Below are 16442 nucleotides of genomic sequence, written 5' to 3' on the forward strand. Positions count from 1 at the left end.
AGGGGTGTCCCCCGGCCCTTTACGCGCCCCGGAGTACCGCCCCGGTCCGCTCGCCCGCGAGGGCCGCCGCCGCGTCGCGGGCGGCGGTGGCCTCCTCGACCGTCAGCGTCCGGTCCTTGGCACGGAACCGCAGCGCGTACGCCAGGGACTTGTGCCCCTCGCCGACCTGTTCGCCGGTGAACAGGTCGAACAGCCGGATGGACTCGAGCAGTTCACCCGCGCCCTCGAGCAGGGCCGCCTCCACGTCTGCGGCAGGCACGTCCTGCGCGACGACGAGTGCGATGTCCTGCGTCGCCACCGGGAAGGTGGAGATGCTCGGCGCCCGGACGACGCCCTCGGACGCCTCCGCGATGAGGTCGAGGTCGAGCTCCATGGCGCTGGTGCGCTCGGGCAGGTGCAGTGCGCCGACCACCCTCGGGTGGAGTTCACCGGCGTGACCGACCAACGTCTGAGCACCGTCGACCGTGACGTACAGAGCGGCGCAGCGGCCCGGGTGCCACGGCGCGAACTGCGCCGCACGGACGGTCAGTTCGACCCCGGCCTCCCGGGCGACGAGCCGCGCGGACTCGACGGCGTCGGCCCAGTCCGCCGGACGGCCCTTGCCCCACCAGCCGGCCTGCTCGCGGGCTCCCGCGAGGACCACGGCGGCGTGCCGGGGCTGACGCGGCAGAGCCGCGTTCAGCGAGGCGATCTCCTCGTCCGTGGGCCGGCGGTCGACGGGCAGCACGACGGGGTGCGTCTCCGCGCCGGACGGGCGGAAGACCAGACCGGTCTCGAACAGCGCCAGATCGTGGCTGCCGCGGCCGTCGTTGCGCCGCAGCGATGCGAGAAGACCGGGCAGCAGCGTGGTGCGCAGCGCCGGCTCCTCGTCGGAGAGCGGATTGACGAGACGGACCACGCGACGGCGCTCGTCGTCCTTGTCGAGACCCAGCTGATCGAAGACCTGCTCGGACACGAACGGATAGTTCGGCGACTCGACCTGGCCCGACCCGGCGAGCACGCGGCCGACACGGCGGTGCAGCCGCTGGCGGGCGGTGAGGCCGCGGCCGGACGGCGGGGTCGGCAGTGTGGAGGGCAGGTTCTCGTAGCCCTCGAGGCGGATGACTTCCTCCGCCAGGTCGTTGGGCTCAGTGAGGTCCGGGCGCCACGACGGGACGGTGACCACGAGCTCGTCCTGGCCGTAGACGTCGCAGCCGACCTCCTGCAGGCGGCGTACGACGGTCTCGCGGCCGTAGGCGACGCCCGCGACCCTGTCCGGGTGGTCGGCAGGCATGGCCACCGTGCGCGGCGCGCTGGGCGCCACGAACTGGGTGACACCGGCCTCCGCCGTACCGCCCGCGAGCAGCACGAGCAGGTCGACGGTCCGCTGGGCCGCTGCGGCCGCGGCCTCGGGGTCGACACCCCGCTCGAAGCGCTTGGACGCCTCGGAGGAGAGCTTGTGCCGGCGCGCGGTACGGGCGATGGCGGTCGGCGCGAAGTGCGCGGCCTCGATGACGACTTCGGAGGTGCCGGTGACCCGGCCCGTCCCGGGGTCGGGTCGCGCGTCCGCGATCTCGGTGTTCGCGCCGCCCATCACGCCGGCGAGGCCGATCGGCCCGCTGTCGTCCGTGATGACGAGGTCCTCGGCGTCGAGGGTCCGCTTGGTCCCGTCGAGGGTGGTGAGCTTCTCGCCGGGCTCGGCTCGGCGCACGCCGATCGGGCCGCTGAGCCGGGACCGGTCGTAGGCGTGCAGGGGCTGACCGAGCTCCAGCATCACGTAGTTGGTGATGTCGACGGCGAGCGAGATCGGACGCATGCCGGCCTTCTGGAGCCGGCGCTGCAGCCAGATCGGCGAGTACATCTCGGCCTGCAGTCCGACGACGGTGCGCGCGGTGAAGCGGTCGCAGCCGGCCGGGTCGGCGACCTTGACCTCGTAGCCGTGCGCGTTCGGCGCGGGTACGTCGAGCAGGGCCGGGTCGCGCAGCGGCAGTCCGTAGGCAGTGGCCGCCTCACGGGCGACACCGCGCATCGACAGGGCGTAGCCGCGGTCCGGGGTGACGGCGATGTCGAGCACCTCGTCGACGAGCTCGAGCAGCTCGATGGCGTCGGTGCCGACCTCGTGCTCGGGCGGCAGCACGATGATGCCGCCCGTACCGTCATCGCCCATGCCGAGCTCGTCGCCGGAGCAGATCATGCCGTGCGACGTCTTGCCGTACGTCTTGCGCGCGGAGATCGCGAAGTCGCCCGGCAGGACGGCGCCGGGCAGCACCACGACGACCTTGTCGCCGACCGCGAAGTTCCGCGCACCGCACACGATTTCCTGCGGCTCGCCAGATCCGTTGGCGCTCCCGACGTCGACCGTGCAGAAGCGGATCGGCTTACGGAAGCCCTCGAGCTCCTCGATGGTCAGTACCTTGCCGACGACGAGCGGACCCTTGAGCCCGGTGCCGAGCTGCTCGACGGTCTCGACCTCGAGTCCGGCGGAGACGAGCCTGGCCTGTACGTCACGACCGGTCTCGGTGGCCGGCAGGTCGACGTACTCCCGCAGCCAAGAAAGCGGGACCCGCATCAGATCTCCATCCCGAACGGCCGGGTGAAGCGCACGTCACCCTCGACCATGTCTCGCATGTCTTCGACGTTGTGGCGGAACATCAGCATCCGTTCGATGCCGAACCCGAAGGCGAATCCGCTGTACTTGGTGGGGTCGACGCCGCAGGCGGTGAGCACCTTCGGGTTGACCATGCCGCAGCCGCCGAGCTCGATCCAGCCTTCGCTGGAGCAGGTGCGGCAGGGCTTGTCGGGGTTGCCGACGGACTCGCCGCGGCACACGTAGCAGACCATGTCCATCTCGGCGGACGGCTCGGTGAACGGGAAGAAGTTCGGCCGCAGCCGGGTCTTCATGCCCTCGCCGAACAGTGCCTGGACCATGTGGTCGAGGGTGCCCTTGAGGTCGGCCATGGTCAGGCCCTCGTCCACGGCTAGCAGCTCGACCTGGTGGAACACCGGGGTGTGCGTGGCGTCCAGCTCGTCGGTCCGGTACACGCGACCGGGGCAGATCACGTAGACCGGCGGCTCGCGGTCGATCAGCGAGCGGATCTGCACGGGCGAGGTGTGGGTACGCAGCACGACTCCGGAGTCGGCGGAGCCCTGGGCGTCCGCCACGAAGAACGTGTCGTGCTCGCCGCGCGCCGGGTGGTCCTGGCCGATGTTGAGCGCGTCGAAGTTGAACCACTCGGTCTCCACCTCGGGCCCCTCGGCCACCGCGTAGCCCATGGCCACGAAGATGTCCTCGATGCGCTCGGAGAGCGTGGTGAGCGGGTGCCGGGCGCCGGCCGGGGTGCGGTCGTAGGGCAGGGTGACGTCCACCGCCTCCTCGACCAGCACCCGGGCGTCACGCTCGGCCTCGAGCTCCGCCTGGCGGGCGGCGAACGCCTTGTTGACCGCGCCGCGGGCCTGGCCGACGCGCTTGCCCGCGTCCGCCTTGGCGTGCGGCGGCAGCGCACCGATCTCCCGGTTCGCGAGGGCGAGCGGCGAACGGTCGCCGGAGTGCGCGACCTTGGCCTCGCGGAGCTGGTCGAGATCGGCCGCGGCGGCGAAGGCGGCCAGTGCCTCGTCCCGCGTGCGCTCGATCTCCTCCGGTTTCAAGGCCTCGACCTCGACCGGGTCGTACGACTTATTCGGTGCCGACATCTCTTCCCGTACTTCCGATTGGCTTGTGAGGGGAACGCCCCGCGCCCCGGAACCGCGACCTGGCGCGGACTCCGACGCTCCCCCGGACTTCGTCCGAGGGCAGCCCCGACGGCCGAGTCTAACGGGGTACGGGGGGCGGGGATGCGGATGAGCCCGTGGGCCCGGCCGCCGGCCCGACAGGGGCGGCTTCCGGTGGCCGGTGCGACGGCGCCTAGGTCAGATAGGCGGGCGTCGCCACGGGCAACGTAAATCGGAACCTCGCGCCGCCACCGGGCGCCCGTCCGACCGTGATGCTCCCGCCGTGGGCCTCCACGATGCCCTTGACGATGTACAGGCCGAGGCCGGTCCCGCCGCGCTTGCTGCCCCGCCAGAAGCGAGTGAAGACGCGGCCCATCGAATCCTCCGGGATGCCCGGGCCCTCGTCGCTCACGGTGACCGCCGTCCCTTCCGCCTGATTCTTGAGGCGAGCCTCCCCGAGCCGGGCGGCCGCCACTTCGATGGTGACGGTTCCCTCGCCGTGCCGCACGGCATTTTCGAGGAGGTTGCTGAGCACCTGGTCGATCTTGTCCGGGTCGGCCCAGAGGTCGGGCAGCGGCTGCTCGACCCGTATGAGGAAACGGCCGGCCGGCTGCCCCGCGGCGATGTGCGCCTGCACATGGCGGCCGACGGCGGCGCCGATGTCGACGGGCTGGCGACGCACTTCGAGTCGCCCGGAGTCGATACGGGAGATGTCCAGGAGTTCGGCGATGAGACGGGTGACCCGGTTCGCGTCGGCGTCGACGGTCTCGAGCATCAACCGCTTCTGGTCGTCGGTGAAGCGCTCCCATTTGGCCAGCAGGGTGGCGGTGAAGCCCTTCACGGAGGTGAGCGGCGAGCGCAGCTCGTGCGCGACGGTCGCGATCAGCTCGGCGTGGCTGCGCTCGGTACGCCGGCGGGCCTCGGTGTCCCGCAGGCAGACGACCAGACGCCGTACGGGCCCGGTCGGCGCGGCCCGCACGTAGCGGGCGGAGACCAGGACCTCGCGGCCGCCGGGGAGCAGCAGATTGCGCTCGGGCTGGCGCACGCGGATGGCGAGGCCGCCGTAGGGGTCGGTGAGCTGCCACCAGCGTCTGCCCTCGAGGTCCTCGAGCGGCAGGGCGACCTCGAGCGGGCGGCCGATGGCGTCGGACGGTGCGGTGGCGGTGATCCGGGCGGCGGCGGCGTTGAAGCAGACGACGCGGCCGTGCTCGTTCGCCACGACGAGGCCGTCGGGCAGGTCATCCGGGTGCAGACCGGGGGTCTCTTCGCCGAGCCCCGGCTCCGCATGACCGTCGGCGGGCTCGTCGGACGTCCCGGTCCGGCGCGCACCACCGGACCTGCTCGCTCTCCTCGTGCCGACACTCATCCCCGTACCCCCACCCTCTCGACCGGCGCAGCGGGCCCCCGAGCAGGTCAGCCTACTAGGGGGTGTCGGACCTGCGACCGGGCGGTCGGGACACGGCCCGGGAACGGGGCGTGCGCTGCGCGCGGGCCGAGGCGTAGAGGCAAACGGCTGCGGCCGTCGCGAGGTTGAGGCTTTCGGCGCGGCCATGGATCGGTACCCGCACGACGGCGTCGGTGAGCGCGCGGGTCTCCTCGGGCAGGCCCCAGGCCTCGTTCCCGAAGAGCCAGGCGGTGGGGCCGCCCATGGTGCCGCGGTCCAGTTCCTCGTCGAGGTCGACGCTGCCCACTCCGTCGGCTGCGAGCACCCGCACCCCGGCGTCCCGCAGCCCTCCCACGGCCTGTTCGACGGGTACGCCGACGGCGACGGGCAGATGGAAGTGCGAACCGACGGACGCGCGTACGGCCTTGGGGTTGTAGAGGTCGACGGAGGCGTCGGTGAACACCACCGCGTCGGCCCCCGCGGCATCGGCGCAGCGCAGCACGGTGCCGGCGTTCCCGGGGTCGCGGACGTTCGCGAGTACGGCGATCAACTTGGGCCCCGCGGCGAGGATCTCGGCGAAGGGCGCGTCGAGGAAGCGGCAGACACCGACCAGGCCCTGAGGCGTGACCGTGGTCGAGATGTCCGCGATCACGGACTCGTCGGCGAGGTGCACTCGGGCGCCGGCGTCCCGTGCGGCGCCGACGATGTCGGCGTACCGGCCGGCCGCCTCGACGGTCGCGAACACCTCGACGAGGGTGGCCTCTGCGCCCCCACGATGTCCGGCTGCCTCTCGCACGGCCTGCGGCCCCTCCGCGAGGAACAGCCGTTCCTTCCCCCGAAAGTTCCGCCGAGCAAGCCGCCGCGCGGCCCCCACCCGCGTCGAACGCGGCGAAATCAACTCGGACTCACCCATCAATTCCTCTTTCCAGGGCGCGGGGAACGGCGCTTCTGTTCGGCGGCGCCGGGACCTTTACTGCCACTTCCGCCGGACGGCAACACGCATTCGGACCCGCAGGCCACCAGGCCTACGGGTCCGAACAACACACTCGGCGGAGCGCCGCGGTCACGCAGCCTTCGGCGCGTTCACATCGCTCGGCAGAGCCTTCTGCGCGACCTCGACGAGCGCGGCGAACGCGTTGGCGTCGTTCACGGCGAGCTCCGCGAGGATCTTGCGGTCCACCTCGATGTTGGCGGCCTTCAGACCCTGGATGAAGCGGTTGTAGGTGATGCCGTTGGCGCGGGCAGCAGCGTTGATGCGCTGGATCCACAGCTGACGGAAGTCGCCCTTGCGCTTCTTGCGGTCGTTGTAGTTGTAGACGAGGGAGTGGGTGACCTGCTCCTTCGCCTTGCGGTACAGGCGGGAGCGCTGGCCGCGGTAACCGCTGGCCTGCTCGAGGATCGCCCGGCGCTTCTTGTGGGCGTTGACTGCCCGCTTGACGCGTGCCACTTGTTGACTCCTTGTAGCGGGGCCGTGGTGGTCATCACACGGCCCGGTTCGATTGGGTCCCGGTCCTGGCGTCCGGCCCCCGGTAGTTCGGGGGCCGCGACGTCACTTGCCGAGAAGCTTCTTGATCTTCTTGGCGTCGCCCGGGGCCATCTCGGCGTTGCCGGTGAGGCGACGCGTCACGCGGGACGACTTGTGCTCGTTGTAGTGGCGCTTGCCGGCGCGCTCACGAAGCACCTTGCCGGAGCCGGTGATCTTGAAGCGCTTGCTGGAACCGCTGTGCGTCTTGTTCTTCGGCATAGCGCCGTTCTCTCCTCGTCAGTGGCCGCTCCCCCGGTGTGAACCGGCAGGCGGGAGCGACCCGTTGTTTCGGATGTCACCCAGGGGCGTGCGCCCTGGATCAGGCCTCGGCAGGCTCCTCGGCGGGTGCCTCGTCGGCCGCGGTCTCGCCGGCGACACGGTCGCGACGGCTCTCGACCGCAACTCCGGCAGCTTCCGCCTTGCGGACGGCCTGCGCCTCGCGGGCCTCGGCCATCGCCTCGGTCTTCTTCTTGTGCGGCCCGAGAACCATGATCATGTTTCGGCCGTCCTGCTTCGGGTTCGACTCGATGAACCCGAGGTCCTGGACGTCCTCCGCGAGACGCTGCAGCAGCCGGAAGCCGAGCTCCGGCCTGGACTGCTCACGGCCACGGAACATGATCGTGATCTTGACCTTGTCGCCCTGCTTGAGGAACCGAACGACGTGACCCTTCTTGGTGTCATAGTCGTGCGGGTCGATCTTCGGCCGGAGCTTCATCTCCTTGATGACCGTGTGCGCCTGGTTCTTGCGCGCCTCACGGGCCTTCATGGCCGACTCGTACTTGAACTTGCCGTAGTCCATGAGCTTGCAGACGGGCGGACGGGCATTCGCCGCCACCTCGACCAGGTCGAGGTCGTACTCCTGAGCAAGCTCAAGGGCCTTGGCAAGCGGAACAATCCCGACCTGCTCGCCGCTTGGACCGACAAGTCGCACTTCGGGAACGCGAATCCGGTCGTTGATGCGGGGCTCGGCGCTGATGGATCCTCCTCGGTAGCACCACGCGACGGTCTGGCGGACTGCCGCGTAACGTCTTGTTCGTTAAAAGACCTGACCGATCGGGACCATGAAAAATGCCCCGGACGATCACATGCGGGGCTCCATCGGTACCGGAACACCGCCGCGATCACGCGGGGCGCAGAGGGCTGCCGCTCGAAGCAGCTGCCTGACCGGTGACCCGCCACTCTCACGAGCGGCCAGGTGGGAGATCGGAGCCTCCACTTGTGGGCCGGGCACAGGGGTGTCCGACCGGTCGATGACCAAGCATACCAGCGTTCGGCAGTACAGCAGCCCGGCCAGGTGCGGCGCCTTCCGCGCGGCGGGCGGGGCGGTCCACCGGGCCCCGTCCAGGGGCGTCCGTACGGCGTGGCCCGGGCGCCCTTTACTCTGGACCGGCCGTCCACCGTACGCATCCCGTACGTGCCCCCAGGAACCCCCAGGAAGTAGACGCATGAGCGACGCGACCCCCGAGCCCGGTGCCACCGATTTCGACGCCATGACCCGCGACATCGCCGAGGTCCCCGCCGTCGAGGTGATCGTCACGGTCGCGGTGAACCTGATGAGCGCGGCCGCGGTCAAGCTCGGCCTCACCGAGGAGGGCGACCGGCACAAGGACCTCGACGAGGCCCGCAAGCTGGTGCACGCGCTCGGCGGTCTGCTCGACGCCAGCGCCACGGAGATCAGTTCCTTCCACGCGGCTCCGCTGCGGGACGGGCTCAAGTCGCTGCAGCTGGCCTTCCGCGAGGCCTCCGCGGTCGCCGACGAGCCCGGTCAGGGGCCGGGCGAGAAGTACACGGGGCCGGTCTTCGGCTGAGCCGCACTCCGGCCTGTTGCGACGGCCCTTCGCGGGGAGGTGTTCCTTCCGGCGGAGGGCCGTCGTCCATGCCGTGCCGGGTCCGCTGCGTGCGGGATGTCAGTCGCGTGCGTACAGCGGTTCGCCGGGGAGGGCCGCGGCGGCCGGGACCAGGGCCAGGTCGAGACCGTTCACCAGGCGTGCCCGGAGGGTGTCGTCCGCGGCGAGTGCCTCGGCGACGCGGCGGGCGGTCTCCGGTGCCACCGCGTCCTCGGCGAGAACGAGGGCCAGGGTGCCGTCGGCGGTGCCCGGCCCGAGGTGGGCCCTGACCACGGCGGGTTCGGCGGCGACCACCGCACGGACCGCGTCGGTGACCGCGGGATCGGCCAACGGATCGGTGGAGGCACGGCCCTCCGCGAGCGCACGCAGCGCGGGGCCGGGCAGTTCGAAGGGCACCGGGCCCGCCAGGTCGAGGACGATGGTGTCGGCGTTCTCGTGCGCGGCGGCCTGCAGCGCCTGGTGCAGCGGTACGGCTACGGGGCGGGCCTCCGGGTCCCACAGCGCGAGGGAGGCCGTCGAGCTGAAGGCGGGCAATGCGGTGCGGTCGCCGGCCTTGAGGGTCGGGACGGCCATGTCGCTGGTCTTCTCGCGCCGCAGTCCGTGCTCGTCCTCCTCGACCTCACCGAGTACGGCCACGACGGGTACGAGCAGCCGGGAGCCGGCGAGCGCCTGCAGCACGCGGCCGGTGGCCGCCTGGGAACGGTCCGCGGTCCAGGCGGCGAGCGCCTCGGCGAGCCGGGGGTCGGCCGTGCCGTCGTCGTCGGAGAAGCCGGGATCCGGAATGTTCTTGTCCACCACGGTCGTCGACCCTATCCGGGGTGGGTGGCATCCCCCGCGCACACCCTGCCCCCGAGCCCCGAGGACTGCCATGTCGACCGAAGAGCACCCCGCCGAGGCGCACCGCGCCGCCCCCGCTCCCCGCGCCTCGGTCGCAGCCGCCGAACAGGGCGGCCCCGCACGTACGTTCACCGCTCCGGACTCCCCCTACGTCACCGCGAGCCTCGCGAAGACCGGCATCCTCACCGCCCTGCTCCTGCGGGCGCAGGACGCCGGCCGTGCCCCGACCACCGCCGAGCTGGCCGCGGCGACCGAGATGATCACCACCAGCGACAACGCTGCCGCCGGCAGGTTGTGGCGGTCGATCGGCGGCGCCGACGGCTTCGATGCGGCGGCCCGACGGCTGGGCCTGACCGGCACCGAGGGCGGCGCCGACGGCTACTGGGGCTTGACGCGCACCACGGCGCGGGACCAACTCGCACTGCTGCAGGCGGTGTTCGACACCCAGCCGGCACCGGTGCCCGGAGCGGGGCTCAGCCGGGACTCACGTGCCGTCGTCCGTAGGCTGCTGCGAGGCGTGGTGCCGGACCAGCGCTGGGGCGTGTCCGCGGCCGGTGCGCAGGCGGAGCTCAAGAACGGCTGGCTGCCACGGAGCGCCACCGGGCTGTGGGTCGTCAACAGCGCGGGCCGGGTGACCCGGGACGGCCGCCGGTTCCTCGTCGCGGTGCTGTCGGACGGGCATCCGACGATGGAGTCCGGCGTCGAGGCGGTGGCCACCGCGGCACGCTCCGCGGTGGCCACCCTCACTGCCTGCGCTTCCTGAGACCGCCGCCGCACGACGGGCCGGAGCGCGCAACCGTCAGGCGTGCCGGTTGCGCCACAGCGCGACGGCGCCGACCAGGAGGAGTACGCCCGCGGTGCCGGCGGCCAGGCCGACCCAGCCGGACGGGCCGTCGTCGGACGTACTGCCGTCCGGGCCGGGACCGAAGTACTTCTCCCCGTACGCCGCGGAGCGCAGGCCGACGGGATCGAGACCGCCGCCCTTCTTCAGCGCCGCCGCCGGGTCGACGAAGCCGTGGCCGCGCGAGTCGTCCCGGCCGCTGCCGGGTTCGTCACGGGCGGTGTCCTCGAGCAGCTGCTTGATCTGGGCGGGGGTGAGATCGGGGTGTGCGGCGCGGACCAGGGCCACGGCTCCCGAGACGAAGGCGGCGGCCGCGCTGGTGCCCCAGCCCTGGTAGTACTTCCGGTCCGGGTCCGGGATCACGATGTCGACGCCGGGGGCGCTGACCGTGGCGTACCAGCGGCGGGTGGAGAACGCCGCCCGGGTGCCGTAGCGGTCGACGGCCGTCACGGCGATGACGCCGGGGTAGGCCGCGGGGAACGAGACGTGGTCGCCCTTCTCGCCGCCGTTGCCCGCGGAGGCGACGACGGCGACGCCCTTGCGCAGCGCGTACTGCACGGCGGCGTCCTCGGACGGCTCGGGATGGGCGGACTCGCTGTCGTCGCCCAGGGACATGTTGATCACGTCGGCGCCGTGGTCGGTGGCCCAACGGATGCCCTCCGCAAGAGCGTTGCCCCGAGTCTTGCGGGCCTTCTTGCGGGACTTGTCGCCGTCCTCGAGGATCACCCGGATCGGCATGATCTCGGCCTCGGGCGCGATGCCGATCACTCCGTCGCCGCGGCCCTGGCCATGGCCGTGACCGGCGATGATGCCGGCCATGGCGGTTCCGTGCCGGGCCCAGGGACGCTCGCCGCGGTCCGCGCCGAAGCCGACCATGTCCTTGCCCCGTCCGACGTTGTGCTCGATGTCCGGGTGGGTGGCGTCGACGCCGGTGTCGAGTACGGCGACCTTGATGCCCTTGCCCTTGGTGGTCTTCCAGGCCTGGGCGGTGTGCATGGCGTCGAGCCCCCACTGCTGGGCGCGGATCGAGTCCGCGTGCGCGGTGGTCGCCGGGAGCAGGGCGAGGGCCGCGGCGGCGAGCAGCGCCCCGGTCTTGCGGAACTTCACTGCGACTCCTCCGCGGCGCCGGTGACGGTCTTGCGCAGCTTGCGTTCCACCCGGTCCGCGATGCCCTTCGCCTCGTGGCCGAGGCCCGACTGTGCGGGCGCGGTGGTGGCGTCGGCCTCCAACGCCGCGGCGGCCGGCTGCGGATCGTCGACCGTACGGCCGTCGGCGAAGCCGGAGACGGCGTAGACGACGACGGGGGCGTCGGTCAGCACGGACACCGTCCAGGAGGCCCGCTGCCGGGCTCCGAAGTCCTGGGCGGCCGTGCCCTTGGCCGGCAGGGTGCGGGGCATCAGGTCGGTGCGGCGGTCGAGGCCCTCCTTGGCGAAACGGGTGCGCAGCTCGGCCATCGTCTCGGTGTCCGCCTTGGTGAACAGCATGCCGACGGTGGTGACATGACTGCGGGTGGCGTCGGCGTAGGTGGCCCGTATCAGGGTGCGACACCCGACCTGCTGCAGGGTCTTGGCGAGGAGCGGGTCGAGGGCGGCGGTGCACGAGTCGGCCTGCTCGACGGCGATACGCGTCCAACGCCGGTCGGCGCCGCCGGGTCCTGCCCCGTCGCCCTTGAGCGTGGCCGGGAAGAGGGAGTCGACCGGTTCGTTGCGCCAGGCGCTGCCCGCTGCGTCGTAGACACCCTGCGGGGTGGGGCTGGCGGCGGAGTCGCCGGTGAGCCAACTGCCGGTCGCGGCACCCCCGATGAGGCCCAGACCGAGTACGAGGCAGGCGGCGGCCGCCACCGTGCGCGATGCGCTGCGCGAGTCCCGTACGGGGCGCAGTGGGGCGGTGTCGTCGTCCTGCACGACGGGGCGGCCGAACACGATGGAACGGGGGCCGGGCAGGTGCGGCGGCGGGTTGGGCCCCGAGTCGGCGGAGCCGCGCGGTGTCCGGGTGGCCGAGGACGGGGTGGCGCGGTGCAGGCCGCGGGCCGAGGGGTCCGCGGCGGGGCGCCGTCCGGCCGGTGTCCGTTCATCCGTGTCGGGGCGCCGGCCGGCCGATGCGCGGCCACGCGGGCGGGGCGGCGGCATCGCCGGAGCCGGCGGCGCCGCGTCCGACAGGGCGGACGACGCGACCTTCGGCGGTGCGGAGGGCTGGGCGGGGACACGGATCCCCTCGGGGGGAGTCGGCTCCGTACGGGACGGCCGCTCGGGTCGCCGGGCGCTGCCACCGCGCCGTTCCGGAGGTGCAACCGGAACCGCAGGCGGAGACGTCGGCGGGGCCGGGGCGACCTCGGTGGCCGGAGTCTTGGGTGCGCCACTCGGCCGGTCGGGAACCGCCACTCCCCCGGCCGGTGTCGACACCGTGGCACCGGTGGCCGCGGGAGGCGGCCCCGAAGGGCGCGGAGGCGCGGCGGCCTGCCGCACCTGCCCGGTGGACGGCGGTGCCGAAGGACGCGGAGGCACGGAGGGCGCGGGAGGCACGACGGGCGCGGCCGGCTCCCGGTCCCGTCCACCGTCGCGGGTCCCGACCGCCCGGCCCGCCCCGGAGCGGGTACCCGAGGCCGAAGACTCAGCCCCCGTCGTCGGACCGGAGAGGGAACCGGAGCCAGAAGTGGTGGTCACGTCCGAGTCAGCGCCGCCGGCGTCGTCGGCCGCGGTCACCGGCTCGTCGGCCGCCGCAGGCGGCTTGTCCGGCAGCCTGGAGGACGCGGCCGGTGGCGGCGGGGTGTAGGGACGCGAGGGGGTGCGCCGCCCGTCCGTACCCATCAGCCCCCGCTCCTCGCTGCTCACGTGGATACCTACGCGCGCGAGCCCCCGTCGGCCGTACGCCACACGCGATCCGTGCCCCACCGGTTCGTGCCGGGGTGACCCCGCCCTGTCTGCGTGCGCGTCACTCTACGGGCTGACGCAGGTCGGACGGGAACCTGTGAGGAACCCCGCAGGCAATCTGTCCGGATCATCCCCCTACCCCTGAGTAGGACCGTCTGGCAGGCTGCGGACATGACTGCCCGAGCCCTGGACCACGCCCGGTACGACCGGGCGACCGCCCACCTCGACGCGCCGCTCGCCCTGGTCGACCTGGAGGCGTTCGACGCCAACGCCGACGATCTCGTGCGCCGGGCCGGCGGCAAGCCGATCCGGGTGGCGAGCAAGTCGGTGCGCTGCCGGGCCCTGCTCGAGCGGGTCGTCGCGCGCGAGGGGTTCTCCGGACTGATGTCCTTCACACTCGCGGAGTCGCTGTGGCTGGCCGAGTGCGGTTTCGACGACGTGCTTCTCGCCTACCCGTCGGCGGACCGGGCCGGATTCGCCCGGCTGACCTCGGACCCCAAGCTGGCCGGTTCGGTCACCGTGATGATCGACGACCCGGCCCAACTGCGCCTGATCGACGGGGCACGGGACGGTGGCCGCGAGGAGGTCAGGGTCTGTCTCGAGCTGGACACCGCGTGGAAGGTGCTCGGCGGCCGGATCCGGATCGGCGCCCGCCGCTCTCCCCTGCACACTCCGGCCCAACTCGCCGATGTGGCCCGGACGGTGGCGCAGACTTCCGGATTCCGCCTGGTCGGGATCATGGCGTACGAGGGTCATGTGGCCGGGGTCGGGGACGCGGTCGCGGGCAGTCCGGTGCGCTCCCGGGCGATCCGCCTCATGCAGACGGCAGCCCGGCGCGAGCTGGCGCCCCGCAGGGCCGAGGCGGTGCGCGCGGTACGTGCCGTCGCGCCCGACCTGCAGTTCGTCAACGGCGGCGGCACGGGAAGCGTCCAGCACACCGCGGCCGAGGCCGGCGTGACCGAGATCGCCGCGGGCTCCGGGCTCTATGTGCCGCGGCTCTTCGACAACTACACGTCGTTCACCGGGCGTCCGGCCGCCCTGTTCGCCCAGCCGGTGGTGCGCAGGCCCGGGGTGGGCGCGGTGACCGTGCTCGGCGGCGGCTATCCGGCGTCGGGCGTAGCCGGGGCGGACCGCTCGCCCGTTCCGTATCTCCCGGAGGGGCTGCGCTACGACCCGCAGGAGGGCGCCGGCGAGGTGCAGACGCCCCTGCTCGGCTCGGCCGCTGACGATCTGCTGATCGGCGACAAGGTGTGGTTCCGGCACGCGAAGGCGGGCGAGCTGTGCGAGCGGTTCGACACCCTGCAGCTGGTCGAGGGCGACCGGGTGACCGGCAGCGCCCCGACGTACCGAGGCGAGGGACACACGTTCCTGTAGGGGCCGTGGGTCGGATCAGCCTGGGGTCGCGACGCTGATCCGGCCGTCGAGCTCTCGGTCGCGCGCGGACCGGTCCGTCACTCGGGCCCGATGCTGCTGCCCGCGCCGCCGCTGCCCTCGGTGTCCCCGACGGCCCGGATGCCCTTGGTGGTCTTGTCGATGAGCCCGAGGTCGGGTCCGTCCTTCCCGGCGTCGAGGGCGTACCGAACGATGATCATCGCCTCGGTGCCGGACTTCGACGGGAACGCCAGGGACTGGACGTAGCCGCCCGGCCCCAGCTCGGTCGCGACCTTCCAGCGGACGAAGTATCCGGAGCGGCCCGCGACGACCACGGCGCCGGACTTCACCTCCTGGTGGGAGGTCATGCCGTTGAACGGCTCGCGGTCGAGGGCGTCGTGGTCGTACGCCTCCTCGGCGGCCTCGGAGATGTCCTTCTCGGCGATCTCCTTCGCGGTGCCGGACTCGGCGGCCGTGCGGCTGGTGACCTTGCCGTGGTGGCAGAACCCGCCGTCGCCCGGGCAGTCGTAGGTCTCCTCCGTCGTCATGACGGGGTTCTGCTCGGCCGAATAATCCGGCTTCTCCCAGCCTTCGGGCACCGGCAGGGTGATGCCGTTCAGCTGGTCGACGAGCAGGCCCGGGTTCTCGTCCGGAGGCGGGCCGGTGTCGGTCTGGGTGGGAGTGGGCGATTCGAGCGGAGCGCTGGTACCGCTGTTCCCACCCGGCTTGGGCTTCGACTTGGCCTCGGGCTCGCCGTCGTCCCCGGTGAGCAGCACCACGCCGGTCACGATGGACGCGACGAGGGCCACGCCGGCCACGCACAGAGCGATGATCTTCGCCCGGTTCCCACCGCCGTCGGGACCGCCCGGCTGTACGGGCCCGAAGCCCTGGGAATGCTGGAGTCCGGGCTGCTGTCCCGAGCCGAAGGGGTCCGCGGTGGGGTACGGGGACGCGCCCGCGGGTCCGCCGAACTGGCCGGAGGGCGCGCCGAACTGGCCCGAGGCCCCGAACTGCCCCGGCCCCGTTCCCGGTTGAACCGGAGTGTCGTACTGCCCCGGGCCGCCGGGCGCGGGCGTCGCCGGCATGGCGGGGGTCGGCGTACCCGCCTGTGTGGCTCTGGTGTGCGGGGTCCATGCGGTCCCGTCCCACCAGCGCTCGAGGGACGAGACCGACGGATCCGGGTACCAGCCCGGCGGTGTGGACATGCTCATCAGGTCAGCCTAAGCGGTCCGATTCCGGGAATGCACCGGGTCCGCCCGCACGCAGGGTGACTACAGCGGGGTGACGTAGGCACCGGCGATTCCGCCGTCGACCACGAAGTCCGTGGCGTTCACGAAAGAGGAATCGTCGCTGGCCAGAAAGGCGACGGCGGCGGCCACCTCGTCCGCCTCGGCGAAACGGCCGACCGGAATGTGCACCAGGCGGCGGGCCGCGCGCTCCGGATCCTTGGCGAACAGCTCCTGCAGGAGCGGGGTGTTCACCGGCCCCGGGCACAGGGCGTTGACGCGGATGCCCTCGCGGGCGAACTGGACGCCGAGTTCGCGGGACATCGCGAGCACGCCGCCCTTCGACGCGGTGTAGGAGATCTGCGAGGTCGCGGCTCCCATGAGGGCCACGAAGGAGGCGGTGTTGATGATGGAGCCGCGTCCCTGGCGGCGCATGTAGGGGATGGCGGCCTTGCAGCACAGGTACACGGAGGTGAGGTTGACCTCCTGGACGCGCCGCCAGGCCTCGAGTCCGGTGTCCAGGATGGAGTCGTCGTCGGGCGGTGAGATACCCGCGTTGTTGAAGGCGATGTCGACGCTTTTGCAGGTGCGGTGTGCGGTCTCGAAGAGTGCCTCGACCTGCTCGGGGTCGGTGACGTCGACGCGTACGAAGGTGCCGCCGACCTCGTCGGCCGCGGCCTTGCCGGCCTGTTCGTCGATGTCGGCGCAGACCACATGGGCGCCTTCGGAGGCGAGCCGGCGGGCGGTGGCGAGGCCGATGCCACTGCCGGCGCCGGTGATGACGGCGCCGCGGCCCACGAGCCTGCGGCACACGACCGCGTCCGCGGCGGCCTCGGGTGTCTGTGCGGTCATGG

At 72.4% G+C, this 16442-nt stretch carries 15 protein-coding genes; 3 read left to right on the forward strand and 12 right to left on the reverse strand.

Translation table 11 applies throughout. The annotated features are described in order from the left end of the window. Nucleotides 1-19 precede the first annotated feature (19 nt). From pheT to infC, 7 genes are all read right to left on the reverse strand, one after another. Complete coding sequence (gene pheT / locus DSC45_RS08900; protein ID WP_119288833.1) at nt 20-2548, reverse strand: phenylalanine--tRNA ligase subunit beta; 2529 nt, start codon at nt 2546-2548, stop codon at nt 20-22. Further along, nucleotides 2548-3669: a phenylalanine--tRNA ligase subunit alpha gene (gene pheS / locus DSC45_RS08905; RefSeq protein WP_119288835.1), complete on the reverse strand. Its 1122-nt coding sequence runs from the start codon at nt 3667-3669 to the stop codon at nt 2548-2550. The genes pheT and pheS overlap by 1 nt, the downstream gene beginning before the upstream one ends. A gap of 211 nt (nt 3670-3880) precedes the next feature. Then, on the reverse strand, nt 3881-5053 hold the full coding sequence (locus DSC45_RS08910) for a sensor histidine kinase (RefSeq protein ID WP_119288837.1): 1173 nt from the start codon (nt 5051-5053) through the stop codon (nt 3881-3883). Between the two features lie 55 nt (nt 5054-5108). Beyond that, entirely contained in the window at nt 5109-5984 is an 876-nt protein-coding gene (locus DSC45_RS08915; RefSeq protein ID WP_119288839.1) for a TrmH family RNA methyltransferase, read from the reverse strand. Nucleotides 5985-6134: 150 nt separating this feature from the next. Further along, complete coding sequence (gene rplT, locus DSC45_RS08920; protein ID WP_016642495.1) at nt 6135-6518, reverse strand: 50S ribosomal protein L20; 384 nt, start codon at nt 6516-6518, stop codon at nt 6135-6137. Nucleotides 6519-6620: 102 nt separating this feature from the next. Continuing rightward, nucleotides 6621-6815, reverse strand: a complete 195-nt coding sequence (gene rpmI / locus DSC45_RS08925; protein WP_119288841.1) for a 50S ribosomal protein L35 — start codon at nt 6813-6815, stop codon at nt 6621-6623. 100 nt (nt 6816-6915) lie between these two features. Continuing rightward, on the reverse strand, nt 6916-7572 hold the full coding sequence (infC, locus tag DSC45_RS08930; RefSeq protein ID WP_119288843.1) for a translation initiation factor IF-3: 657 nt from the start codon (nt 7570-7572) through the stop codon (nt 6916-6918). A gap of 469 nt (nt 7573-8041) precedes the next feature. Between infC and DSC45_RS08940 the strand changes: the two genes are divergently transcribed. After that, nucleotides 8042-8404: a DUF1844 domain-containing protein gene (locus DSC45_RS08940; RefSeq protein ID WP_119288845.1), complete on the forward strand. Its 363-nt coding sequence runs from the start codon at nt 8042-8044 to the stop codon at nt 8402-8404. Between the two features lie 99 nt (nt 8405-8503). Here the strand turns inward: DSC45_RS08940 and DSC45_RS08945 are convergent, their stop codons facing one another. Continuing rightward, nucleotides 8504-9241: an SseB family protein gene (locus DSC45_RS08945; RefSeq protein ID WP_119288847.1), complete on the reverse strand. Its 738-nt coding sequence runs from the start codon at nt 9239-9241 to the stop codon at nt 8504-8506. Between the two features lie 70 nt (nt 9242-9311). Here DSC45_RS08945 and DSC45_RS08950 point away from each other — a divergent pair, with 70 nt between their 5' ends. After that, entirely contained in the window at nt 9312-10043 is a 732-nt protein-coding gene (locus DSC45_RS08950; protein WP_240434544.1) for a serine hydrolase, read from the forward strand. A 36-nt stretch (nt 10044-10079) separates the two neighbouring features. Here the strand turns inward: DSC45_RS08950 and mycP are convergent, their stop codons facing one another. Both mycP and DSC45_RS08960 read right to left on the reverse strand, forming a co-directional pair. Beyond that, complete coding sequence (gene mycP, locus DSC45_RS08955; RefSeq protein ID WP_119288852.1) at nt 10080-11228, reverse strand: type VII secretion-associated serine protease mycosin; 1149 nt, start codon at nt 11226-11228, stop codon at nt 10080-10082. Next, a complete protein-coding gene (locus DSC45_RS08960) occupies nt 11225-12250 on the reverse strand; it encodes a hypothetical protein (RefSeq protein ID WP_240434545.1) in 1026 nt (341 codons plus the stop codon). Before DSC45_RS08960 ends, mycP begins: the two co-directional genes overlap by 4 nt. Before the next feature lie 912 nt (nt 12251-13162). Between DSC45_RS08960 and DSC45_RS08970 the strand changes: the two genes are divergently transcribed. After that, entirely contained in the window at nt 13163-14365 is a 1203-nt protein-coding gene (locus DSC45_RS08970; protein ID WP_119288856.1) for an amino acid deaminase/aldolase, read from the forward strand. A gap of 77 nt (nt 14366-14442) precedes the next feature. Here DSC45_RS08970 and DSC45_RS08975 read toward each other — a convergent pair whose 3' ends face one another. Continuing rightward, nucleotides 14443-15567 (reverse strand): DUF2510 domain-containing protein, encoded by a 1125-nt coding sequence (locus DSC45_RS08975; protein WP_119289219.1) that lies wholly within the window; start codon nt 15565-15567, stop codon nt 14443-14445. Nucleotides 15568-15633: 66 nt separating this feature from the next. Continuing rightward, nucleotides 15634-16440 carry a 3-oxoacyl-ACP reductase gene (locus DSC45_RS08980; RefSeq protein WP_119288858.1) on the reverse strand — a complete coding sequence of 269 codons (807 nt, stop codon included), beginning with the start codon at nt 16438-16440 and terminating at the stop codon, nt 15634-15636. Nucleotides 16441-16442 lie beyond the last annotated feature (2 nt).

The organism is Streptomyces sp. YIM 130001 (assembly GCF_003574445.1).
In the GTDB taxonomy this organism is placed as follows: domain Bacteria; phylum Actinomycetota; class Actinomycetes; order Streptomycetales; family Streptomycetaceae; genus Streptomyces.